Annotated in this window: 18 protein-coding genes; 13 read left to right on the top strand and 5 right to left on the bottom strand. The window is 71.5% G+C overall.

Translation table 11 applies throughout. The features are described 5' to 3' along the window. Positions 1 to 76: 76 nt before the first annotated feature. The 6 genes from atpA to ACFVN5_RS18685 are packed head-to-tail and all read left to right on the top strand — an operon-like array spanning position 77 to position 5,742. Positions 77 to 1,717 carry a F0F1 ATP synthase subunit alpha gene (atpA, locus tag ACFVN5_RS18710; protein WP_376957232.1) on the top strand — a complete coding sequence of 547 codons (1,641 nt, stop codon included), beginning with the start codon at positions 77 to 79 and terminating at the stop codon, positions 1,715 to 1,717. Between the two features lie 42 nt (positions 1,718 to 1,759). Next, positions 1,760 to 2,656, top strand: a complete 897-nt coding sequence (locus ACFVN5_RS18705) for a F0F1 ATP synthase subunit gamma (protein ID WP_376957230.1) — start codon at positions 1,760 to 1,762, stop codon at positions 2,654 to 2,656. Between the two features lie 21 nt (positions 2,657 to 2,677). Beyond that, a complete protein-coding gene (gene atpD / locus ACFVN5_RS18700; protein WP_376957228.1) occupies positions 2,678 to 4,138 on the top strand; it encodes a F0F1 ATP synthase subunit beta in 1,461 nt (486 codons plus the stop codon). A gap of 2 nt (positions 4,139 to 4,140) precedes the next feature. Continuing rightward, the gene (locus ACFVN5_RS18695; protein WP_376957226.1) at positions 4,141 to 4,401 is read left to right on the top strand and encodes a F0F1 ATP synthase subunit epsilon; all 261 of its coding nucleotides are present in this window, start codon (positions 4,141 to 4,143) and stop codon (positions 4,399 to 4,401) included. A 10-nt stretch (positions 4,402 to 4,411) separates the two neighbouring features. After that, on the top strand, positions 4,412 to 4,984 hold the full coding sequence (locus ACFVN5_RS18690; protein ID WP_376957224.1) for an AAA family ATPase: 573 nt from the start codon (positions 4,412 to 4,414) through the stop codon (positions 4,982 to 4,984). Further along, complete coding sequence (locus ACFVN5_RS18685; RefSeq protein WP_376957222.1) at positions 4,984 to 5,742, top strand: YaaA family protein; 759 nt, start codon at positions 4,984 to 4,986, stop codon at positions 5,740 to 5,742. Before ACFVN5_RS18690 ends, ACFVN5_RS18685 begins: the two co-directional genes overlap by 1 nt. A gap of 98 nt (positions 5,743 to 5,840) precedes the next feature. On the opposite strand, the gene ACFVN5_RS18680 is transcribed toward ACFVN5_RS18685, so the two are convergent. Next, a complete protein-coding gene (locus ACFVN5_RS18680) occupies positions 5,841 to 6,467 on the bottom strand; it encodes a DNA-3-methyladenine glycosylase I (protein WP_376957220.1) in 627 nt (208 codons plus the stop codon). Then, positions 6,464 to 6,955, bottom strand: coding sequence for a methylated-DNA--[protein]-cysteine S-methyltransferase (locus ACFVN5_RS18675; RefSeq protein ID WP_376957218.1), 492 nt, complete (start codon positions 6,953 to 6,955; stop codon positions 6,464 to 6,466). The genes ACFVN5_RS18680 and ACFVN5_RS18675 overlap by 4 nt, the downstream gene beginning before the upstream one ends. Positions 6,956 to 7,122: 167 nt before the next feature. Here ACFVN5_RS18675 and ACFVN5_RS18670 point away from each other — a divergent pair, with 167 nt between their 5' ends. Together ACFVN5_RS18670 and ACFVN5_RS18665 are read left to right on the top strand one after the other, a co-directional pair. Next, complete coding sequence (locus ACFVN5_RS18670; RefSeq protein ID WP_376957217.1) at positions 7,123 to 8,091, top strand: aldo/keto reductase; 969 nt, start codon at positions 7,123 to 7,125, stop codon at positions 8,089 to 8,091. Between the two features lie 99 nt (positions 8,092 to 8,190). Further along, on the top strand, positions 8,191 to 9,378 hold the full coding sequence (locus ACFVN5_RS18665; protein WP_376957216.1) for a DUF4192 family protein: 1,188 nt from the start codon (positions 8,191 to 8,193) through the stop codon (positions 9,376 to 9,378). Between the two features lie 8 nt (positions 9,379 to 9,386). Here the strand turns inward: ACFVN5_RS18665 and ACFVN5_RS18660 are convergent, their stop codons facing one another. The 3 genes from ACFVN5_RS18660 to ACFVN5_RS18650 are packed head-to-tail and all read right to left on the bottom strand — an operon-like array spanning position 9,387 to position 12,814. Further along, positions 9,387 to 10,829, bottom strand: coding sequence for an NAD(P)/FAD-dependent oxidoreductase (locus ACFVN5_RS18660; protein ID WP_376957215.1), 1,443 nt, complete (start codon positions 10,827 to 10,829; stop codon positions 9,387 to 9,389). A 2-nt stretch (positions 10,830 to 10,831) separates the two neighbouring features. Next, the gene (locus ACFVN5_RS18655; protein WP_376957213.1) at positions 10,832 to 12,304 is read right to left on the bottom strand and encodes an aspartate aminotransferase family protein; all 1,473 of its coding nucleotides are present in this window, start codon (positions 12,302 to 12,304) and stop codon (positions 10,832 to 10,834) included. A gap of 27 nt (positions 12,305 to 12,331) precedes the next feature. Then, a complete protein-coding gene (locus ACFVN5_RS18650; RefSeq protein ID WP_376957211.1) occupies positions 12,332 to 12,814 on the bottom strand; it encodes an Lrp/AsnC family transcriptional regulator in 483 nt (160 codons plus the stop codon). A gap of 192 nt (positions 12,815 to 13,006) precedes the next feature. On the opposite strand from ACFVN5_RS18650, the gene ACFVN5_RS18645 reads away from it, so the two are divergent. The 5 genes from ACFVN5_RS18645 to ACFVN5_RS18625 all read left to right on the top strand — a co-directional run bounded on the left by ACFVN5_RS18645 (position 13,007) and on the right by ACFVN5_RS18625 (position 24,158). After that, the gene (locus ACFVN5_RS18645; protein WP_376957209.1) at positions 13,007 to 14,458 is read left to right on the top strand and encodes a gamma-aminobutyraldehyde dehydrogenase; all 1,452 of its coding nucleotides are present in this window, start codon (positions 13,007 to 13,009) and stop codon (positions 14,456 to 14,458) included. A gap of 45 nt (positions 14,459 to 14,503) precedes the next feature. Then, positions 14,504 to 15,877: an FHA domain-containing protein gene (locus ACFVN5_RS18640; protein WP_376957207.1), complete on the top strand. Its 1,374-nt coding sequence runs from the start codon at positions 14,504 to 14,506 to the stop codon at positions 15,875 to 15,877. A gap of 25 nt (positions 15,878 to 15,902) precedes the next feature. Beyond that, a complete protein-coding gene (locus ACFVN5_RS18635; protein WP_376957205.1) occupies positions 15,903 to 16,730 on the top strand; it encodes a PP2C family protein-serine/threonine phosphatase in 828 nt (275 codons plus the stop codon). 133 nt (positions 16,731 to 16,863) lie between these two features. Then, entirely contained in the window at positions 16,864 to 18,279 is a 1,416-nt protein-coding gene (locus tag ACFVN5_RS18630) for a serine/threonine-protein kinase (RefSeq protein WP_376957202.1), read from the top strand. Beyond that, complete coding sequence (locus tag ACFVN5_RS18625; protein ID WP_376957199.1) at positions 18,279 to 24,158, top strand: Ig-like domain-containing protein; 5,880 nt, start codon at positions 18,279 to 18,281, stop codon at positions 24,156 to 24,158. Before ACFVN5_RS18630 ends, ACFVN5_RS18625 begins: the two co-directional genes overlap by 1 nt. Positions 24,159 to 24,165: the final 7 nt, after the last annotated feature.

The raw sequence follows: 24,165 nt of genomic DNA, 5'->3' as shown, positions 1-24,165 counted from the left end.
GTTCCCCGCCGCGACACACCAGTAGCTGTACAACCGGTACAGACGAGGGCCCGGCCCTTCAGAAAAGGAAATGGCAATGGCAGAACTCTCCATCAGCCCTGACGAGATCCGTTCCGCTCTCTCGGAGTTCGTCTCGTCGTACGAGCCCGGCCAGGCGCAGAAGACCGAGGTCGGGTACGTCTCCGACGCAGCCGACGGCATCGCCCACGTCGAGGGACTTCCCTCGGTCATGGCGAACGAGCTGGTCCGCTTCGCGGACGGCACGCTCGGCCTCGCGCTGAACCTCGACGAGGACGAGATCGGCGTCGTCGTGCTCGGCGAGTTCACCGGCATCGAGGAGGGCATGGAGGTGACCCGCACGGGCGAGGTCCTCTCGGTGCCCGTCGGCGAGGGCTACCTCGGCCGCGTCGTCGACCCGCTCGGCAACCCGATCGACGGTCTCGGCGAGATCACCGGCATCGAGGGCCGCCGCGCCCTCGAGCTCCAGGCGCCCGGCGTCATGCAGCGCAAGTCGGTGCACGAGCCGCTGCAGACCGGCATCAAGGCCATCGACGCGATGATCCCGGTCGGCCGCGGCCAGCGCCAGCTCATCATCGGCGACCGCCAGACCGGCAAGACCGCGATCGCGATCGACACGATCATCAACCAGAAGGCGAACTGGGAGACGGGCGACCCCTCGAAGCAGGTCCGCTGCATCTACGTGGCGATCGGCCAGAAGGGCTCGACCATCGCCTCGGTGAAGGGCGCCCTCGAGGACGCCGGCGCGATGGAGTACACCACCATCGTCGCGGCTCCCGCGTCCGACCCGGCGGGCTTCAAGTACCTCGCTCCGTACACCGGCTCGGCCATCGGCCAGCACTGGATGTACGACTCGAAGCACGTCCTCATCATCTTCGACGACCTGTCGAAGCAGGCCGAGGCCTACCGCGCCGTGTCGCTCCTCCTCCGCCGCCCGCCGGGCCGTGAGGCGTACCCCGGCGACGTGTTCTACCTGCACTCGCGCCTGCTCGAGCGCTGCGCGAAGCTGTCCGACGAGCTGGGCGCCGGATCGATGACGGGCCTGCCCATCATCGAGACCAAGGCGAACGACGTCTCGGCGTACATCCCGACCAACGTGATCTCGATCACCGACGGCCAGATCTTCCTCCAGTCCGACCTGTTCAACGCGAACCAGCGTCCCGCGGTCGACGTCGGCATCTCGGTCTCCCGAGTCGGCGGCGACGCCCAGGTCAAGTCGATCAAGAAGGTCTCGGGCACGCTGAAGCTCGAGCTCGCGCAGTACCGCTCGCTCGAGGCGTTCGCGATGTTCGCGTCCGACCTCGACGCGGCCAGCCGCCGCCAGCTCGCGCGCGGCGCTCGCCTCACCGAGCTCCTCAAGCAGCCGCAGTACTCGCCGTACCCCGTCGAGGAGCAGGTCGTCTCGATCTGGGCCGGCACGAACGGCAAGCTCGACGAGGTGCCCGTCGAGGACATCCTGCGCTTCGAGCGCGAGCTCCTCGACTACCTCGGCCGCAACACCAACGTGCTGAACGAGCTCCGCGAGACCAACGTCCTCTCGGACGACAACGTCTCGACGCTCGAGGCCGAGGTCGACAAGTTCAAGCTCGAGTTCCAGACCGGCGAGGGAAAGCCGCTCGCCTCGGTCGGACGCGAGGAGTTCGAGGCCAGCGCAGAAGAGGACGTCAACCAGGAGAAGATCGTCAAGGCTCGCCGCTAGGCGACCACGATCGACGACGAACTCTAGGGATACAGGAGAGACATGGGAGCGCAACTTCGGGTCTACCGGCAGAAGATCAGGTCTGCCCAGACGACGAAGAAGATCACGAAGGCGATGGAGCTCATCGCCGCCTCGCGCATCCAGAAGGCGATGGCGCGTGTGACGGCTTCGTCGCCGTACTCCCGCGCCATCACCCGCGCCGTGTCGGCCGTCGCGACGTACTCGAACGTCGACCACGTGCTCACGACCGAGCCCGAGAAGATCGAGCGCGCCGCCGTGGTCATCCTCACGTCGGACCGCGGTCTGGCGGGCGCCTTCAACTCGCAGGTGCTGCGCGAAGCCGAGGAGCTCAGCGAGCTGCTCCGCTCGCAGGGCAAGGAGGTCGTGTACTTCCTCGTCGGGCGCAAGGCGGTGGGCTACTTCCAGTTCCGCCGCCGGGCGTCGGAGCGGCAGTGGACCGGCAGCTCCGAGAACCCGCAGTTCGAGCTCGCCAAGGAGATCTCCGACGCGGTGCTCGAGGTGTTCCTCCGCGACGCCGCCGACGGCGGGGTCGACGAGATCCACGTCGTCTACAACCGGTTCGTGAGCATGATGACGCAGTCGCCCGAGATCGTGCGCCTGCTGCCGCTCGAGGTCGTCGAGGGCGTCGAGGAGCCCGACGCCACGGTGCAGCCGCTGTACGAGTTCGAGCCCGACGTCGAGACGGTGCTGGACTCGCTCCTGCCCGTCTACATCGAGAGCCGCATCTTCAACGCGCTCCTGCAGTCCGCGGCCGCGAAGCACGCGGCGACGCAGAAGGCGATGAAGTCGGCGTCCGACAACGCCGACAAGCTCATCACCGACTACACCCGGCTTGCGAACGAGGCGCGCCAGGCCGAGATCACGCAGCAGATCGCCGAGATCGTGGGCGGCGCCGACGCGCTCGTCGCCAAGAAGTAATCCAGAAAAGAGAGAGCCAGAATGACTGACACCGCAACCGCGCCGGTCGCCGAGTCGACCGCCGGCGCCGTCGGCCGCATCGCCCGCGTCACGGGCCCCGTCGTCGATATCGAGTTCCCGCACGACTCGATCCCCGAGATCTACAACGCTCTCAAGACCGAGATCACCATCGGCGGCGAGACCTCCATCCTCACGCTCGAGGTCGCCCAGCACCTCGGCGACGACCTCGTGCGTGCCATCGCGCTGAAGCCCACCGACGGACTCGTGCGCGGCCAGGAGGTCACGGACACCGGCGAGGCGATCTCGGTCCCCGTCGGCGACGTCACCAAGGGCAAGGTCTTCAACGTCATCGGCGAGATCCTGAACGGCGAGCCCGGCGAGCAGGTCGAGATCACCGAGCGCTGGCCGATCCACCGCAAGCCCCCGGCCTTCGACCAGCTCGAGTCGAAGACCCAGCTCTTCGAGACCGGCATCAAGTCGATCGACCTCCTCACCCCCTACGTGCAGGGTGGAAAGATCGGCCTCTTCGGTGGTGCGGGCGTCGGCAAGACCGTCCTCATCCAGGAGATGATCCAGCGCGTGGCGCAGGACCACGGTGGTGTGTCGGTGTTCGCGGGCGTCGGCGAGCGCACGCGTGAGGGCAACGACCTCATCCACGAGATGGAGGAGGCGGGCGTCTTCGACAAGACCGCCCTCGTCTTCGGCCAGATGGACGAGCCGCCCGGGACGCGTCTGCGCGTCGCCCTGTCGGCGCTCACGATGGCGGAATACTTCCGCGACGTGCAGAAGCAGGACGTGCTCCTCTTCATCGACAACATCTTCCGCTTCACGCAGGCGGGCTCCGAGGTGTCGACGCTGCTCGGCCGCATGCCCTCCGCGGTGGGCTACCAGCCCAACCTCGCCGACGAGATGGGCGTCCTGCAGGAGCGCATCACCTCGACGCGCGGTCACTCGATCACCTCGCTGCAGGCGATCTACGTGCCGGCCGACGACTACACCGACCCGGCCCCGGCCACCACGTTCGCGCACCTCGACGCCACGACCGAGCTCTCGCGTGAGATCGCGTCGAAGGGCCTCTACCCGGCCATCGACCCGCTGACCTCGACGTCGCGCATCATGGACCCCCGCTACCTGGGCGAGGACCACTACCGCGTCGCGACCACGGTCAAGCAGATCCTCCAGAAGAACAAGGAGCTGCAGGAGATCATCGCGATCCTCGGTGTCGACGAGCTCTCCGAGGAAGACAAGATCACCGTCGCCCGCGCGCGCCGCATCCAGCAGTTCCTCTCGCAGAACACCTACATGGCGAAGAAGTTCACGGGTGTGGAGGGCTCGACCGTTCCGCTCAAGGACACGATCGAGTCGTTCGACGCGATCGCCCGCGGCGACTTCGACCACGTGGCCGAGCAGGCGTTCTTCAACGTCGGCCCGATCACCGACGTCGAGGAGAACTGGGCCCGCATCCAGAAGGAGAACGGCTGAGCATGGCCGCCCTCAACGTGAGCGTCGTCTCGGCCGACCAGGAGGTCTGGTCGGGCGAGGCGTCCATGGTGGTCGCCCGCACGGTGGAAGGCGAGATCGGCATCCTGCCGGGCCACGAGCCCATGCTCGCCATCCTGGCCGGCGGCGAGGTGCGCGTGACGCTGCCGAGCGGCGAGAAGGTCACGGCCACCGCCGAGGACGGCTTCCTGTCGGTCCAGTCGGACTCCGTGCAGGTGGTCGCGTCCCGAGCCGAGCTGGCCTGAGGAGGTCCGGATGCAGGGGGAGCAGCCGATCGACCGCCAGTTCGGTGACCTGAGCGTCACCCAGCTCATCGTCATGGCCGGGTTGCCGGGTGCGGGCAAGTCGACGATCGGGGAGATCGTCGGCGCCCGCCTCGGCGCCACGGTCGTCTCCGTCGACCCGATCGAGTCGGCGATCCTGCGTGCCGGGATCGACTCCGACCAGCCGACCGGGCTCGCCGCCTACCTCGTGGCCGAGGAGATCGCCGAGAAGGAGCTGCTCTCGGGGCGCACGGTCATCGTCGATGCCGTGAACGCCGCCGAGTCCGCCCGCCTGCAGTGGCGCGACCTCGCCGCACGCGCCGACGTGCGCCTGCGCGTGATCGAGGTCGTCTGCTCCGACGAGGCGCTGCACCGCGCGCGCCTCGAGAAGCGCGAGCGTGGCCTGCCGCACCTCGAGGAGACCACCTGGCGCGCCGTCGAGCAGAGCCTCGACGGGTATGCGCCGTGGACAGGCCCCTCGTCGGCACTGCCGCGCATCACGATCGACAGCGTCGAGTCGCTGGGGTCGAACGTCGACGCCGCGCTGGCGTTCATCGCCGCCTAGTGCTCCTCCTGCTGCCGCCGTCGGAGACGAAGCGCGACGGCGGGGACGGCGTCCTCGACCTGTCGGTGCTGTCGTTCCCCGAGCTCACCGCCGCCCGCACCGAGCTCGTCGAGCGCGTCGTCGAGCTCGCTGGGGATCACGACGCCGCGATGCGCGCGCTGAAGCTCGGACCGCGCCAGGCCCCAGAGGTCGAGCGCAATCGCGGTCTGCTCGAGGCGCCGACGATGCCCGCGATCGACCGCTACACGGGCGTGCTGTACGACGCCCTCGACGCGGCCACGCTGGACGCCGACGCCCGCGCCTTCGCGCACCGCACGGTGGTCGTGCACTCGGCGCTGTTCGGCCTCGTGCGGGCGCTCGACCCGATCCCGGCCTACCGGCTCTCGCACGACTCGCGGGTGCCCGACGTGCGGCTCCGCAGGTTCTGGCGCGAGTCCCTGCCGGCGTTGCTCGCCGCGAGCCCTGGCGTGATCCTCGACCTCCGGTCGGAGGGCTACGCCGAGCTCGGGCCCGCGCCGGCGCGCGAGGGGAGTGTGTTCGTGCGCGTCGTGTCGGTCGAGGCGGACGGTCGCCGTCGTGCCCTCAATCACTTCAACAAGCACGCGAAGGGCCGCTTCACGCGTGCGTTCCTCGAGTCGCGCCCCGAGATCGCGACGCTCGACGAGCTCGTCGGCTGGGCCCGCGGCGCTGGGTTCCGCCTCGACCTGCGTGAGGCCGACGGGCCCGACGCCGTGCGCGAGCTCGAACTCGTCGCCTGAGCCGTACCGACGGCCCGGCCGGGCGCAGCGTCCGCGCTCCGCTCGAACCCGCCGCCGCAGACGCGGCGTGACGAGGCTGGCGGCGTCGCCGCAGCCGATCAGGCCGGAACGGCGGCGGCGGCCTCGTGGACGTGACGCGTGGCGTGCGAGCGGAAGCAGCCGGCCACGTGGTCGTCGACCATGCCCGCCGCCTGCATGAGTGCGTACATCGTGGTGGGGCCGACGAAGCGGAAGCCGAGCGTGCGCAGCTGCTTGCTCATGGCCGTCGACTCGGGCGTCGTGGCCGGCACCTCGGCGAACGAGGTGGGCGAGTCGTCGCGGGGCGGCGGTGCGAAGCTCCAGAGGAGCTCGTCGAGCGGTTGGTCGAGCGCGAGCGTGGCGCGGGCGTTCTGGATCGTGGCCTCGATCTTGCCGCGATGCCGGATGATGCGGGCATCGCCGAGGAGGCGCTCGACGTCGACTTCGGTCATCGCCGCGACCTGCTCCGCGTCGAAATCGTGGAAGACCTCGCGGAACGCCGGACGCCGGCGGAGGATCGTGATCCACGACAGCCCCGACTGGAACCCCTCGAGGCAGACCTTCTCGAAGAGCCGCACCGGATCATGCTGGGGCGTGCCCCACTCCTCGTCGTGGTAGCGCCGGTACTCGGGATCGGACGCGCCCCATGCGCAGCGCGCGAGGCCGTCGTCGCCCACCACGACGTCGGGCCGCGGGACGACGCTCACGCGGCGAAGCCGATCTGCTCGTGCCCGAGGAGCCAGAGCTTGGTGGGGATGCCCTCGCCGCCGGAGTAGCCGGTGATGCGTCCGTCGGAGGCGAGCACGCGGTGGCAGCCCACGATGATCGGGATCGGGTTGGCGCCGACGGCGCCGCCGATGGCACGGGCGGAGCCGGGCTTGCCCACCGCGGCGGCGAGTGCGCCGTAGGAGGTGGCCTCGCCCCAGCCGAGGCGTTCGAGCTCGGCCCAGACGGCCTCTTGGAACGGGGTGCCGGAGAGGCGGACGGGCAGGTCGAACTCGGTGCGGGAGCCGGCGAAGTACTCGGTGAGCTGGGTGCTCGCGTCGTCGAGCACGGCGTTGGACCGCTCGGGCTCCCCATCGTGGGGGAGTGCGCCGTCGCGTTCGATGGTGAGGCCGCTCACGGCCTCGTCGTCGCCGGTGAGCTCGAGGCGCCCGATGGGGCTGTCGAGGCGGATGAGGAACACGTTGGTCATGCTTCGAGCGTAGCCGCGGCATCCGACATCGACTCGCGGGAATCGGACATCGCGAGCAGCCGCCCGATCAGCCCGGTTGGGGAGGACGAGTCGGGGCGGCGGCACGGCGGTGCGGCATCCGATCGACCCGGTCACGACCTGCGCGCGGGCCCGCCTAGGCTGGTCGGATGACCGATCTCGAGTACCGTTCCCTCGGCCGGTCGGGGCTCCGCGTGTCCGCGGTCGGCCTCGGCGGCAACAACTTCGGACGCACGGGCACCGCGACCGAGACCCAGGAGGGCACGAGCGCGGTGATCGAGGCGGCGCTCGACGCCGGCGTCAACTTCATCGACACGGCCGACATCTACGGCAGGGAGTACGGGCTCAGCGAGACGCTCCTCGGCGAGGCCCTGCGCGGCCGGCGCGACGAGGTCGTCATCGCCACGAAGTTCGGCCACGCCTCGCTGCCGTCGCCGCTGCCCGCATGGGGCGCGCGCGGCTCGCGGCGGTACGTCCGGCTGGCGGTCGAGGGCTCGCTGCGCCGCCTGCAGACGGACTGGATCGACGTCTACCAGCTGCACACGCCCGACCCCGCGACGCCGATCGACGAGACGATCTCGGCGCTCGACGACCTCGTGCGCGAGGGCAAGGTGCGCTACATCGGGCACTCCAACCTGAGCGGATGGCAGCTCGCCGAGGCCGACCTGGTGGCCCGCGAGCTCGGCGCGACGCGGTTCGTGTCGGCGCAGAACGAGTACAACCTGCTCGCACGCGGCGCCGAGGCCGAGGTCCTGCCGGCCGCGCGCCACTTCGGGCTGGGCTTCCTCCCGTTCTTCCCGCTGCACAACGGCCTGCTGACCGGCAAGTTCCGTCGCGACGAGCACCCGGCCGACACGCGCATCATGCGCCAGCGCCGGCACCTCGTCGACGACGCGCCATGGGACGTGCTCGACCGCTACCGGGCGTTCGCCGAGGATCGCGGCCTCACCATGCTGGAGGCGACGTTCGGGTGGCTGCTCGCCCAACCGGGGCTCGCCAGCGTGATCGCGGGCACGACCCGGCCCGAGCAGGTCCGGCAGAACGCGGCGGCCGGAGCCGCCTGGCGGCCCAGCGACGCCGAGGTCGCCGAGGTCTCGGAGCTGTTCGCCGCGCGCTGACGCACGCACTCGCCCTCCACAGGGGGTCGCGGCGCGAGTCGGTCGCGCAGATCGCGACGGCACGAGGTCGACGGATGCCTCGGGCGGCAGGCTCCCGGCATGACCACCATCATCCGTGCCGCTGCGGCGCATGACCTGCTCGCCCTCGTCCCAGCCCTCGCCGGCTTCGTGCCCGAGCGCTCGATCGTCTGCGTCGCGTTCCGGGGCTCGAGGTCGGCCGGCGTGCTGCGCCACGACCTGCCCCGCCGCGCCCGCGACCGACCATCCCTCGTGTCGGCGATCGTGGGCACGCTGTGCCGGATGCCGGGCGTCGACGCCGTGGTGCCGATCGCCTACACCGACCGCACGTTCGCGTCGTCCCGCGGGCTCCCCGAGCGCGTGCTGCTCTCGCTCCTGGTGCGGCGCTTCGAGCAGGCGGGCTTCCAGGTGCGCGATGCGCTCTGCCGCGCGACCGACGGCTGGGGCTCGCTGCTGGATCCGGCCACGCCGGCTCGAGGGCATGCGCTGGCGATGATCGACGAGAGCGCCGCGGCAACGGCCCTTCCCGAGGTGGAGCCCGGGCAGACGTCGGCGACCGCGAGCGGACGACTGCCCGAGCGCGACGAGGGACTGGCGGAGGCGATCGCCGGCGAGCTCGCGGCGTTCGCGGAGCTCGACGACGTCGCGACGCAGCTGGACCGGCTCGGTGAGGTCGCCGACCCCGTCGCCCTCGTCGAAGCGCTCGTCGAGGAGGTGCCCGACGGCCCGGAATCGAGCAGCGTGAGCGGCCTGCGGCTCGCCTGGTTCCTCCACCTCGCCGAGCGGCCGCCGATCCGCGACGCGATGATGCTCCAGTTCGCGTTCGGCCCCGTCGTGGGTGCCGCCGCGCACGACGACGCCCTCGAGACCGCCGAGCGCGCCGAGCGTCACGGCGAGACGGTCGACGAGCTGGTCCGTCGGGAGCTGGCCGACGGCGCCGAGGGCGAGGTGTCCGAGCTGCTCGGCCGCCTGCTGCTCGGCCGGTCGACGCTGCGGCCCGACACTCCCCGCATCGAGCGCGCGCTCGAGGTCACCCGCCTTGCGGCGGCGCACGCGCCCGACGAGCTCCAGGTCGCGCCGCTGTGCATCGCCGCCTGGCTGGCGTGGTCGCTGGGTCGCGGGTCCGCGGCCGGCGCGCTGATCGATCTGGCGGTCGAGGCCTCGCCCGGCCACTCGATGGCGTCGCTGCTGTCGGCGTTCATCGGCAGCGGGACGCTGCCCGAGTGGGCGTTCGCGGACCCGCGCTCGTCGAGCCCCCGACGACCGTGACCGCGGGGTCAGTGGCCGACGAGCGGCGCGATCAGGCGGGCGGCGAGCGACGGGCGCTTCGTGAAGCGCTCCTCGAGGTCGGCGAACTGCATGCCGAGGATGCCGAGGTTGGCGCCGGCGAACCGCAGCGGTTCGGGCTCCCAGAGCGGCGAACGGTGGTTCGTCCAGGGCAGCGTCGTCAGCTCTGTCTCGCGTCCGAGCACCAGGTCGGCGAGCGTGCGCCCGGCGAGGTTGGTCGTCGAGAGCCCGTCGCCCACGTAGCCCCCGGCGAAGCCCACGCCCGTCCTCGGGTTGTAGCTCGCGGTGGCGTGCCAGTCGCGCGCGATGCCGAGCGGGCCGCCCCATCGGTGCGTGACCCGCGCGTCGCCGACGGCGGGGAAGAGGTCGCGCAGCGCGTCGTGCAGGTGATCGAACACCTCGTCGACGCGCTCATGCGACGGGTCGACGCTGCTGCCCCAGTGGTAGCGGGCGCCGCGTCCGCCGAACGCGAACCGGTTGTCGGCGGTGCGCTGTCCGTAGATCAGCAGGTGCCGGTAGTCGCTGAAGGTCTGCCCGTGGTCGATGCCGATCTCGTCCCACACGTCGTCGCCGAGCGGCTCGGTGGCGATCATGAGCGAGTACAGCGGCATGAGCCGGCGTCGCACCCGCGGCAGCTGCGAGCCGTAGCCCTCCAGGGCGATGATCACGTGACGCGCGGAGACCGTGCCCTCGATCCCCGTGTCCACCGCGCGGAATCGCACCGTGCCGGCCGCCCAGTCCTGCACCTCGGTCCGCTCGAAGAGGGCGACGCCCATGCCCTCGACCACCCGTGCCAGCCCGCGGACGAGCTTGGCCGGGTGCACGCTGGCGCACGCGGGGTCGAACACGGCGGCAGGCGGACGGCCATCGCGGCCGGTTGCGCCGAAGCGCGCGCGGACCGTGCGCTCGTCCCAGTACTCGGTGCGGTCGACGCCGTACAGCCGGGCTTCGGCCACATCGGCGCGAGCGAACTCGCGCTGCACGTCGTTGCGGGCGAACACCACCGTGCCGCCGCGCTCGTAGTCGCAGTCGATGCCCTCCAGGGCGGCGACGCGGCCCACTTCATCGACCGTGTCGACCATGGCGCGCCGCATCGCGACCGCGGCGTCGTACCCGTGCCGGCGTTCAAGCGAACCGGGCGACCGCGGGAAGAGGGCCGAGCACCAGCCGCCGTTGCGGCCCGACGCGCCGAATCCCGAGATCTCGCGCTCGAGCACGGCGATCCGCAGGCTCGGGTCCGCCGTCGCGAGCGAGTACGCGGTCCAGAGCGCGGTGAGGCCGCCGCCGACGATGCACACGTCGAATCGGGCGTCGGCCGTGAGGGCGGGGCGCGGCGCGAGATCGTCGCGCCCCGCCGTCACGAGGTCGTCGAGCCAGAAGCTCGCCCGACGGTAGCCGGCAGCCGTGCCGTCGGTGGCCCGGTGCAGGCTCACCATCAGACGCGCGCGGGCACGAGGAGGTGCTCTCCGCCGTGCTGGTGACCCTTGAAGTCGGCCGCGCGGTCGGATGCCTCGGTCAGCACCGAGCGCAACGTCTGCTCGATCTCCTGGAACTCGGGCACGCCGATCGTGAGCGGCGGGGCGAGCTGGATGACGGGGTCGCCACGGTCGTCGGCGCGGCAGTACAGCCCGGCGTCGAAGAGGGCCTTCGACAGGAACCCGCGCAGCAGGTACTCGGACTCCTCGTCGTTGAACGTCTCGCGGGTGGCCTTGTCCTTCACGAGCTCGATGCCGAAGAAGTACCCGTCGCCGCGCACGTCGCCGACGATCGGCAGGTCGAGGAGCTTCTCGAGCTCGGCCCGGAACAGCGGGGAGTTCTCACGCACGCGCTCGTTGAGGCGCTCCTCCTCGAAGATGTCGAGGTTCGCGAGGGCGACGGCGGCCGACACCGGGTGTCCGCCGAAGGTGTACCCGTGGTAGAAGCTCGTCGTGCCCTTCGAGAACGGCTCGTAGATCTTCTCCGACACGATCGTCGCGCCGATCGGGGAGTAGCCCGAGGTCATGCCCTTGGCGCACGTGATCATGTCGGGCACGTAGCCGTAGGCGTCGCAGGCGAACATGTGGCCGATGCGGCCGAACGCGCAGATCACCTCGTCGCTCACGAGCAGCACGTCGTACTGGTCGCAGATCTCGCGCACGCGCTGGAAGTAGCCGGGAGGCGGCGGGAAGCAGCCGCCCGAGTTCTGCACCGGCTCGAGGAAGACCGCGGCGACGGTCTCGGGGCCCTCGAACAGGATCATCTCCTCGATGCGGTTGGCCGCCCAGATCCCGAACGCCTCGAGGTCGTCGGCGGGGGCGCCGACGTCGGCCGCGCGGTAGAAGTTCGTGTTGGGCACGCGGAAGCCGCCCGGGGTCAGGGGCTCGAACATCGCCTTCATCGCCGGGATGCCCGTGATGGCGAGCGCGCCCTGCGGGGTGCCGTGGTAGGCGACCGCACGCGAGATGACCTTGTGCTTGGTGGGCTGGCCCTTCAGCTTCCAGTAGTACTTCGCGAGCTTGAACGCGGTCTCGACGGCCTCGCCGCCGCCTGTGGAGAAGAACACGCGGTTGAGGTCGCCCGGAGCGTAGTCGGCGAGCCGGTCGGCGAGCTCGATCGCGGACGGGTGCGCGTACGACCAGATCGGGAAGAACGCGAGCTCCTGCGCCTGCTTCGCGGCGACCTCGGCCAGGCGACGGCGCCCGTGGCCGGCGTTGACGACGAAGAGGCCGGAGAGGCCGTCGAAGTACTCGCGACCATGGATGTCGTAGATGTGGTGACCCTCACCGCGGGTGATGATGGGGACGCCGTTCTCCTCCATCGTGGACTGCCGCGCGAAGTGCATCCAGAGGTGGTCCTTCGCCTTCTGCTGCAGGTCGGCGTCGTCGTAGCCGGCCGAGCCGAGGCTCGTCGCTGCGTCGATGGTGGTCATCGGGATCTCCTTCCGGGCGGCCCGCGGTCAGCGGGTGCCCCAGTTGTAGAACTGCTTCTGCAGTTTCAGGTAGACGAACGTCTCGGTGCTGTGCACGCCGGGCAGGTTGCGGATGCGCGAATTGAGGAGGTTGATGAGCTCCTCGTCGTTCTCGCACACGACCTCGGCCATGAGGTCGAAGCTCCCCGCCGTGAGCACGACGTAGTCGAGCTCGGGGATCTCCGCGAGTCGCTCGGCGAGCTCGCGCGTGTCCCCGCCGGCGCGGATGCCGATCATCGCCTGTCGCGTGAAGCCGAGCTGCATCGGGTCGGTCACGGCCACGATCTGCATCACGCCCGACTCGGTGAGCCGCTGCACGCGCTGGCGCACCGCCGCCTCGGAGAGGCCGACGGCCTTGCCGATGTCGGCGTAGGAGCGTCGCCCATCGACCTGGAGCTGCTCGATGATCGCCTTCGAGACGTCGTCGAGGTGCACCGGGCGCGACGAGTTGGAGCGCGGGGCGTTCGTCATGCGACCGATTGTGTCAGTGGCGGATGCCGCAAGCAAGCGATTCCGTCGATTTCCACCCCTTTCACAACTGATTCCTATGCATTCACTCGCATTTCACCACTGAAGCCGCCTATCATGGGCGCCACGGCGCCGGTCCGGCGCTGCGGGCGCGCGCGCCGCGCCGACGGCATCACATCCGAGGATCGATATCCCATGACCAGCGGCACCCTCCTGAGCACCGGCACCCTCCGGAACTTCGTCGGCGGCGACTACGTGGAGGCGCAGGGCGATGACGCGATCGACCTCGTCGACCCGGCGACCGAGGAGGTCTACGGCGCTGCGCCGATCTCGACCGCGGCCGACCTCGATCGCGCCTACCGTGCGGCGTCCGACGCGTTCGAGACCTGGGGCGAGACCACTCCGGCGGAGCGCCAGCTCGCGCTCTTCCGCATCGCGGACGCCATGGAGTCGCGTGCCGACGAGTTCGCCGACCTCGAGTCGCAGGACACCGGCAAGCCGCGCGCGTCGCTCGTCGCCGACGAGATCCTGCAGTCCGTCGACCAGCTCCGGTTCTTCGCCGGTGCCGCCCGCAACCTCGAGGGCCGTTCGGCCGCCGAGTACATGACCGGCCACACCTCGTTCGTGCGCCGCGAGCCGATCGGCGTCATCGGCCAGGTCACGCCGTGGAACTACCCGCTGAACATGGCCGTGTGGAAGATCGCGCCGGCCATCGCCGCCGGCAACACGGTCGTGCTGAAGCCGTCGGACACCACACCGCTCTCGACGCTGAAGCTCGCCGAGGTCGCGGCCGAGTTCCTGCCCGCCGGCGTGCTCAACGTCGTCACCGGCGACCGCACCACGGGCGCTGCGCTGCTCGAGCACCCCACACCGCAGATGGTCGCGATCACCGGCTCGGTGCGCGCCGGCATGGAGGTCGCGCGCGCCGCGGCATCCGACCTCAAGCGCGTGCACCTCGAGCTCGGCGGCAAGGCGCCCGCCATCGTCTTCCCCGACAGCGACCTGCAGGCGGCCGCGGCCGGCATCGTCACCGCCGCGTACTTCAACGCCGGCCAGGACTGCACGGCCGCCACCCGCGTCATCGTCCACGAGTCGGTGCACGACGCGTTCGTCGCCGCCCTCGTCGCCGAGGCGTCGGCGAACGCCCGCACCGGCGGCCCGCGCCAGGACGGCGTCCTGTACGGCCCGCTCAACAACGCCAACCAGCTCGCGCACGTGTCGGGCTTCGTCGACCGCCTACCGGCGCACGCCGACATCGTCCTCGGCGGTCGCCGCCAGGGCGACCGCGGCTACTTCTGGGAGGCGACCATCGTGACCGGTCTCCGCCAGGACGACGAGGCCGTGCAGCGCGAGATCTTCGGTCCGGTGCTCACCGTGCAGTCGTTCCGCGACGACGCCGAGGCGCTCGCCATGGCGAACGGGGTCGACTACGCGCTCGCGGCATCCGTCTGGACCGGCGACCACACGAGGGCGATGCGGTTCGCGAAGCACCTCGACTTCGGCTGCGTCTGGATCAACACCCACATCCCGTTCGTGTCCGACATGCCGCACGGCGGGTTCAAGCACTCCGGGTACGGCAAGGACCTCTCCAACTACGGCTTCGAGGACTACACGCGCATCAAGCACGTGATGAGCCACATCGGCTGACGTCGCGCACGCGGTCCCGCGCGCCGCGGTGCCAGACTGTTCGACATGGTCGCGGGAACCGTCACGAGCTCGGCGGTGCCCGGCGCATGCGCGTGGGACGTCGTGGTCGGTGACCGCTTCATCGTCGCCGTCGCGGCGCCGTCGCCCGACTCGGCGACCTCCGCGTTGGCCGCCGCCGCGGCGGACGACACGGTGACCGTCGAGGCGCTCGTCGGGATGATCCCGCTCGGCGGCGCCGACGCCGTCGAGTCGTTCGCCATCGTGTGGTGGCCCGGCCCCGGCACCGATGAGGTGACGGCCGTCGTGCGCGGCGACGCCGTGGTCGACCTGACATCGCCCGGCGGAACACGGCGCTTCGACGCCCGCGGCATCCGCCCATGGCACCTGGCGGACTTCGGCTCCGTGATCGCGCTTCGCGCCACCGGCGCCGACGCGCCCCTCGACCGCCTCGGCGAGTCGGGCGACCCCGTTGGCCATGCACGCGCGGGCATCCGGGCGTCCGCGGTCGAGTGGTCGGCTGCCCCGCCGCGGCCCCGAAGGCCGGATGCCGCGGTCGCCGACGCGGACACGGTGCTCCTGCCGCGTCCGCACGACCCTGACACCGTGCGCAGCCCCGACGACGACGTGCCCGTCGCCGGCGAGCCTGCCGACGGGCATGCCGACGCCGACACCGTGCGGCGCCCCGGCCGACCACCGACATGGACACCGACGCCGAAGGCCCTGCACGGGCCGTCGTTCGACGTCGCCTCGCCGCCGACCTCCCGTCTCCGCGTCATCCGACCGGCCGTCAGGCCGTCGCCATCACCGTCGCCCGACGGCGCGCTCGCGGGCCGGGAGCCGCGCGTCCTCGGCGCGGGTGTCCGCTTCGACCCGCCGCGCGTGCCGGCCACCATCGAGCCGGGCGCGATCGACGCCGTCGCCCCGATCGGGCACCCGGGAGCGGCTCCCGCCGAGCCGAGCCCGGCCGCGGACGGGCAGGCGGCCGCGGGATCCGCCGAGCCGACCGAGGCCCCCGCCGAGCACGCCGCCGCGGCATCCGCCCGACCCACCGCGGCGCCCGACGTGCCCGCCTTCCGCATCGGCGGCGGCGAGCCGCACCCGGTCACGGGCCCGGTGCTCATCGGCCGGCGGCCCTTCGCGCCGCGCGTGCCCGATCCGCACGGCCTCGCGCCCGAACTCGTCACGGTCGCGTCGCCGCGCGCCGTCGTGTCGGGCACGCACCTCGAACTGCGCGTCGAGGGAACCCGCGTCGTCGCGACCGACCTGCGCTCGACGAACGGCACGATCGTGCGCAGCGCGACCGGGACGCGCCGCATGCGCGCCGGCGAGTCGATCGTGGTCGCACCGGGGACCCGGCTCGACCTCGGAGACGATACGATCATCGAGATCCTCCCCGCCCCCAGCTCGCCCCCCGAGTGAACAGAACAGACAGCAGGCACGTCCCGTGACGCAGATCGGCAACGGCAACGCCCGTCATCGCGTGACGCTGCCCGACGGCACCGAGATCACGATCGCGTGGGCGGCCGTCACCGACACGGGCCTCCGTCGCGAGGTCAACGAGGACAGCTTCGTCGCGCAGGCGCCGATCTTCGCCGTCGCCGACGGCATGGGCGGCCACGCCGCGGGCGACTTCGCCAGCGCCGCCGTGGTCACCCGGCTCGCCGAGCACGGCGGCAAGGCGATGATGGGCACCCCCGAGATCGACGCGGCGCTGCGCCTCGCCGTGCAGGACATGGGCCGCGGCGCCGGCGTCACCGACGAGGGCAGCGGCACCACCGTCACGGGGGCCGCGCTCGGCAGCATCTCCGACGAGCCCGCCTGGATCGTGTTCAACATCGGCGACTCGCGCGTCTACCGGCTCGTCGGCGGCGTGCTCGAGCAGCTGACCGTCGACCACTCGATCGTGCAGGAGCTCGTCGACGCCGGCCAGATCACGCGCGAGGAGGCCGACACCCACCCGCACTCCAACGTGATCACGCGCGCGGTCGGCTTCCATGAGGCGCCGATCCCCGACTACCGCGCGATCGCGGTCGAGCCGGGCATGCGCCTGCTCATCTGCTCAGACGGGCTCACCAAGGAGCTCACGTCGTACGGCATCCGGCACTTCCTCGTGGCCAACCCGAAGCCCGAGCAGGCGGCCCGCCAGCTCGTCGAGGCGGCGGTCGGCAACGGCGGCCGCGACAACATCACGGTCGTCGTGCTCGACGTGCTCAAGGTGGTCCGACCGGCCCACGCACCGCTGCACCGGCACCCCGACAGCGACGTCGACTGACGGATGCCGCGGGCCGCCCCGGCCCGTCCCCACAGGGGTCGTCGCAGCATCCGCACGCCCGCCTACAATGGGGGTCACCGGGGCCCGCCGGGCGTTGGTGCGGGCGCCGATGGACTCGAACGCTGGGAGGATCGTGACGAGGCGCCTGCCGTCCACTCCACCGAACCTGCCCGGGTTCGCGTTCATCCGCGTGCTCGGTTCCGGCGGGTTCGCCGACGTGTTCCTCTACGAGCAGAACATGCCCCGCCGGCTCGTCGCGGTGAAGGTGCTGCTCGCCGAGGTCGTGAACGACGACCTGCGCCGGATGTTCCAAGCCGAGGCGAACCTCATGGCCCAGCTGTCGTCGCATCCGTCGATCCTCACCGTGTACCAGGCGAGCGTCGCCGCCGACGGCCGCCCGTACCTCGTCATGGAGTACTGCTCGTCGACGCTGGGCCAGCGCTACCGCGCGGTGCAGCTGCCGCTCGCCGAGGTGCTCTCGATCGGCGTGCGCATCGCGAGCGCCGTCGAGACGGCCCACCGGCAGGGCGTGCTACACCGCGACATCAAGCCCTCGAACATCCTCACCACGGCCTACGGCCACCCCGTGCTCTCAGACTTCGGCATCGCGGCGACCCTCGGCGAGGCCGAGACGAGCGAGGCCGTCGGCCTCTCGATCCCGTGGTCGGCCCCCGAGGTGCTGCACGACGACGTGTCGGGCACCGTCGCGAGCGAGGTGTGGTCGCTCGGGGCCACCGTGTACTCGCTGCTCGCCGGGCGCAGCCCGTTCGAGGTGCCGGGCGGCGACAATGCGCCCGTGACGCTCATGGGCCGCATCGAGAAGGCGAAGCCCGCCCCGACCGGCCGGGTCGACGTGCCGCCGAGCCTCGAGCGCGTTCTGGCGCGCTCGATGTCGAAGCGGCCGCAAGACCGGCAGGCGAGCGCCCTCGAGTTCATCCGCGACCTGCAGTCGGTCGAGGAGGAGCTCGGCCTTCCGCAGACGCCGCTCGAGGTCGCCATGGACGACTGGGCCCTCGCCACCGCGGTCGACCTCGACGAGCGGACGCGCGTGACCGGCCTACCCTCGACTGTCGATCGCCAGGGGGGTCGCCGTCGCCCCCGTCGGACGCCCGTGCGCACGCAGAGCACGGCGCAGGGGATCGACGGCCGCTCGAGCGAGCTCTCGACGGGCCGCTCGCGGACCGCGCCGCCCACCACGAAGCGGCTCGTCTGGGGCATCTCGATCGCCGCCGCGCTCATCGTCGCACTCGTCGGCGCGGGCGTCGTGGCGGTCCTGCAGGGCACTCGGTCCATCCCGGTCGTCGCGAACGTGCAGGGCTCGGTCGTCGACGGCTCGGCCGTCTTCACGTGGGACGATCCGGGCATCCAGGGCGGCGACGCGTACCTCGTCGCGGTCGACGGCGATCCCGAGCCGGTCCAGCGCGTCGCCCGCGTCGAGGTCCCGGTGCAGGAGGGCGACCGGGTGTGCGTCACCGTCACGGTGACCCGCGGGGGCAAGAGCGGCGCTCCGAGCGCCGAGCGCTGCGTCGACGTCACGGGGGTCGGCTGATGCGGCTGCCGAAGGTCGGCCGTCACCGCTCCGCGCTCATCACCGCGGGGGCGATCACGGGCGTGGTCGCGCTCGTCGTCGGTGTCGCGGTCGCGTCGGGCGGATACGCCGCGCAGCGGGTCGACCTCGGCGACGCGTCGGTCTGGGTGGTGAACGCGAAACGCGAGGCGGTCGGCCGCGCCAACACGAAGATCCACGAGCTGAACTCCGTGGTGCAGACGCCAGGGTCGTCCCCGGAGCGTGAGATCGTGCAGCGGGGCTCGTCCGTGTTCGTGCTCGACACCAGCCGCGCGAGCGTCGACGTCCTCGACGCGACCACCTCGGAGGTCGTCGAGACCGTCCCGGTGCCTCCCGGCGAGACGACGCTCGCGCTCGCAGGAGACCGCGTGGTGCTCGCGGCGAACGGCGACTTCTGGTCGATGCCCGCCGCCGACTTCGTCGACTTCGACGCCGAGTCCGACCCGCTGCTGACCTTCGGCCGCGGCACCGTCTCGTCGGTGGACCCCGAGGGCGTGCTGTTCGCCTTCACGCCGTCGACGGGCGAGATCGCGCGGGTCGACGCCGCCGGCGAGGAGACGGTCAGGGCGCGCTGGCAGGCCAGTCCCGTCGACGACGACCACGACGTGCAGATCACGTCGATCGACCAGCACTGGGTGGTGCTCGACGAGGCCGACCTCGCGCTCACGATCGACGGCCGCCGCATCGACCTCTCGGGGATGATCGAGATCGGCGACGCGGTCCGCCTGCAGCAGCCCGCTGCCGACGGGGACACGGTCGCAATCGCGCATCGCCACGGACTCGTCGTCGTCGACCTCGACGGGGGCGCACCGGTGGCTGTCATCGACGACGTGACCGGCGACCCGGCCGCTCCGGTGCGCTTCGACGGCTGCCTCCACGCGGCATGGGCGGGCGGCAAGGCGGCTGTCGCGTGCCCGGGTCAGCAGGGGCGTCGCTTCCAGCTCGATGACGGCGAGAATGCCGACACCCCCGCCTTCGAAGTGAACGGCGACGCGCTCGTCCTCAACGACCGCCAGACCGGGAAGTCGTGGGCCGCCTCCGCCGACTACGGGCTCATCGACAACTGGGCGGACCTGCTCGACACCGACTACACCGAGGAGAAGATCGAGGAGAACGATCCCAACACGCCGCCGATCCTCGAGAAGGGCCAGGTGGCCCCCGTCGCGAAGGACGACGCACTCGGCGCGCGACCGGGACGGTCGACGATCCTGCCCGTGCTGCTCAACGACTACGACGCGAACGGCGACGTGCTCGTCGTTGATTCCGTCGACGGCGCGCTGCCCGCCGGCGCGAGGATCGACCGGGTGTCGAACAACCAGCAGTTGCAGCTCACGCTCGACGACGGCGCATCCGGTGTGCTCTCGTTCGGGTACACCGTCGATGACGGCCGGGGCGGCACCGCGCGCGCACAGGTGAGCGTCACGGTCCGCGATGACGACGAGAATTCACCACCGTACCGGGAGCGGGAGAACCACGCGGCGGTGCAGGTCGGCGGCCGCGTCACCACCGCGGTGCTCGGTGAGTGGTTCGACCCCGACGGCGATCCGTTCTTCCTCAAGTCCGCCACGACCGCCGGCGGCGACGCCGTGTCGTCGACGGCCGAGGGCGTGGTCGTCTTCGACGAGCGCGACGGCGTCGGCGGAGAGCGCGCCGTCTCCCTCGTGGTCTCCGACGGCCGCGCCGACGGATCCGGGCAGCTGACGGTGTCGGTGCGTGCGCCCGGCGACGTGCCGCTCATCGCGGAACCCTTCGTCGCGCTCGCGACCGCCGGCGAGGAGATCCGGATCGATCCGCTCCGCTACGTGCACGGGGGCTCCGGGCCTGCACGCCTCAGCGCCGTGCCGGCGAAGCCGGAGGTGGAGATCACGCCCGACTTCGACGGCGGCAGCTTCCGGTTCACGAGCTCGGCACTCGGCACGCACCTCCTCGAATACTCCGTGACCGACGGAACCGTGACCGCCACCGGTACGGTGCGCGTCGACGTGTCGGCACCACCCGACCTCGACACGACCCCGATCACCGTGCCCCACACGGCGTTCCTGCGCATCGCACAGCCGCTCGACGTGGACGTGCTCGCCACCGACATCGATCCGACGGGCGGCGTGCTCGTCGTCACGGGCCTCACCGAGACCGCGGAGGACGAGGGCGCGCGGGTCGAGGTCGTCGACCACCGGATCCTGCGGATCACGCTCTCGCAGCCGCTCGGGCTGGGATCCACGGTCATCGGGTACCGGGTGAGCAACGGACTCGCGTCGGCCGACGGAACGGTCACGGTCGTCGAGGTCACGCCGCCGGCGGTCGACCAGCCGCCCGTGGCCGTGGCCGACACGATCTCCGCGCGCACCGGCGACGTCGTGGACATCCCGGTGCTCGACAACGACGAGCAGCCCGACGGCCTGCCGCTGACGCTTGCGCCCGACCTCGTGCTCCAACCCACGGCGGGCCTGCTCTTCGCCGCGGGCGATCGGCTGCGCTACTTCGCGCCCGACGAGCCCGGCGAGTACGACGCGCAGTACCGGGTCGAGGGGCCCGACGGGCAGTTCGCCACGGCCGACGTGCACATCTCGGTCCGCGAGGCGGTCGTCGAGACGAACCGCGCGCCCGTGCCGCCCACGATCACGGCGCGCGTGCTGGCCGGCGAGACCGTGCGCATCCCGATCCCCCTCGGCGGCGTCGACCCCGACGGGGACTCGGTGCAGCTGCTCGCCCAGGAGTCCAATCCCCAGGAGGGAGCCGTCGTCGACCGCGGCGGCGACTGGCTCGAGTACCAGGCCGGCCAGTACTCCGCCGGCACCGACACCTTCCAGTACTCGATCATCGACGCACTGGGTGCCCGTGCGGACGGCACGATTCGGGTGGGCATCGCGACCCGCCTCGACGGAGCACGGGCGCCGGTGGCCATGCCCGACGAGGTGACGGTGCGCCCGGGCCGGACCATCGCCGTGCGCGTCCTCGCGAACGACTCCGACCCCGACGGAGGCGCACTGTCGCTCGTCGCGGTCGAGCCCAACGACAACGAAGCCGAAGCCGAGGTCGACGACGTCGGCGTCGTGCGCATCGAGGTGCCCGACAGCGAGGGCGTCTACGGCTTCCGGTACACGATCGAGAACGAGCGACTCGGTTCCGCCTCGACGTTCCTCACGGTGACGGCAGACGACGACGCGCCGTTCGCGCGCCCCGAGGCATCCGACACGGTGCTCAGCCTCAGCGACATCCTCGACGAGGAGTTCGTGGACGTGAAGGTGCTTCGGAACGTGTTCCTCGCCGACGGCAATCCCGCCGACCTCGACGTCTCGTTGGTCGACGGCTACGAGCAGGGCGCCGACGTGCGACGCGACGGCAGCATCCGGGTAGCGGTGCAGGATGAGCGGCGGATCATCCCGTTCCGCGTCACGCACCCCGAGGACCCCGACGTGTCGGCCCTCGCGTTTATCTGGGTGCCGGGCCGCGATGACGCGCTGCCGCAACTGCGTCGAGACGCTCCCGACGTCGTGGTCGACAGCGGCGACGAGGTGGTGCTCGACCTCGAGGACTACGTCATCGCGGCATCCGGTCGGCCGGTACGCATCACGGACAGCGCCAGCGTGCGCGCCTCGCACAGCAATGGCACCGATCTCGTGGTCGACGCGGATACCCTGCGATTCCAGAGCGAGCCGGGCTACTCCGGCCTCGCCTCCCTGTCGTTCACCGTGACCGACGGCGAGTCCGACGGCGACCCCACCGCGCGCACGGGCACGATCGTGATCCCGATCACGGTCGAGCCAACCGAGGATCAGCCGCCCGCGTTCACCGGCGCCGTGATCGACTTCGAGCCCGGCCAATCCAGGACCGTCGATCTCGTGCTGCTCACCAACTACCCCGACGCCGACGCGATCGACGAGTTGACGTTCCGGGTCCTCGCGCCCGAGCCCGACGGCTTCACCGTGGCCGTCGACGGGCAGGAGCTCCAGCTCACCGCCGACGAGGGAACGCCGACGGGCACCCGCCAGTCCGTCACGATGGCGGTCGAGGACGCCTCGGGCCGCGGCACGCCCGGACGCATCGAGCTGCGCGTGGTCCCGTCCACGCGACCGCTCGCCCAGCCGGCGCCCGACCTGGCCGTCGCGGCGCGCGGACGCACGACGACGATCGACGTGCTCGCGAACGACTCGGCCACCAACCCGTTCCCCGGGACCCCCCTGCAGGTGGTCGGCGTGCGCGGCCTCGACGACAGCCTGCCCGACGGCGTGTCGATCGTGCCGAGCAGCGACAACGCCACGCTCACGGTCGACGTGTCCCAGGGTGCGGCCGCCGTGAACACGACCCTGCAGTACCAGGTCGCCGATGCGACCGGCGATCCGAGCCGCTACGCATGGGGCACCATCACCATCTCGGTCCAGGACCGCCCCGACCCGGTGAGCGCCCCGCAGGTGACGGGCTTCGGCGACGGAACGCTCGATGTCGTGTTCGGCGCCGGAGGCTTCAACAACTCGCCCATCACGGGCTATGAGATCGCGCTCGTCGATCCCGCGAGCGGCGGGGTCGTGGGCACCTCGACGTGCGCGGCGACGACGTGCACCGTCGGCACGCCCGGCAACGGGCAGGCGAACGGCGTGATCGTACGCGTGCAGGCGCGGAACGCGATCGGCCTCTCCGACCCGGTCGACGCACCCGGCCCGATCTGGTCCGACGTCATCCCGCCCGCCCCGCAGGGCCTGCGCGCGCTGCCGCTCGACGGCCGCCTCTCGATCGAGTGGCAGCCGGTGTCGACGGGAGCCGGCAGCGCCGTCCGCTCGTACGTCGTGACGGTGGCGGGCGTCTCGAGCGAGGTGGATGCCGCGGCGTGCACCGCGACGGTCTGCTCGACCGTGTCGCAGGGCATCCCCAACGGCACGCAGGTCCCGTTCACGGTCAGCGCGCGCAACCAGGCGTATCCAGCCCTCGCCGCGTGGACGGAGGCCGGCGGCACCGGCACGCCGTTCGGCCCGCCGATCGCCGGCGGGATAGCCGTCACGGGTGACGCCCTCGCCGGGACGGTCACGGTCTCGTGGGCGCCGTTCGACGGCAACGGCGACCCCATCGGTGGGTACTATGTGCAGCGCCTCGCCGACGGGCAGACCGCGGTGCCGACCGGTCCGCAGGCGTGCTCCGTGACGAGCCCGGCCCCCGGCAGCGTCGTCGGCCCGTCGAGCGGCGGCACGGTGGCCGAGGTCGCGCAGGTGGGGCCGGATGCCTCGAGCGTGCAGTTCGGCGGCACCGCGACCGAGTCGACGCGCTACTCGTTCGTCGTCTGGGGCTACAACCGCTCGGCCTGCGTCAACACCGAGGTCGCCGGGATCGTGGTGCGACCGGCCCCCGGAGCCATCGGCGCGGTCGACAGCCACATGGACTGGATGAACGTCGAGACGTGGGACCGCTACATCGACCGCGTGGACGCGGGGGGCCCGCGACTGCAGATCATCGCGGTCGACGCGAACGGCGCCCAGATCGGCAGCCCGACGGAGTTCAAGGGCACCGGCTGGCTGCGGACCCTCCTGAACCGGCCGTTCGGCGAGGCCGCGCGGTTCCAGGTGCGTTCGTGCACGGTGTGGGGCAGCTGCGGTCCGTGGTCGGCGATCTTCCCCGCCGACGCGCAGCCGACGCTGACCTTCGCCCTGCCGAGCCGGGTCTGGGACGAGGCCACCGCCACGTGGTCGTGGACCGCCGCGCCCGACAACTCCGGGTTGCCGACCGTGTTCCGGTGCGGCATCGAGGGCGGGAACGGACAGCCGCGCGTCGCCCAGACCGCCACGACGTGCCAGATGCCGGAGGCCAAGCCCGGGGACCGGGTCTGGTTGGATGTTGAGGTCGCAGGCGTCGTCGCCCGCTACTGGAACCGATGAACGAGGA

This window comes from Agromyces sp. NPDC057865 (assembly GCF_042796995.1).
Classification (GTDB): Bacteria; Actinomycetota; Actinomycetes; order Actinomycetales; family Microbacteriaceae; genus Agromyces.
This window is presented reverse-complemented; position numbering and strand designations above follow the sequence as displayed.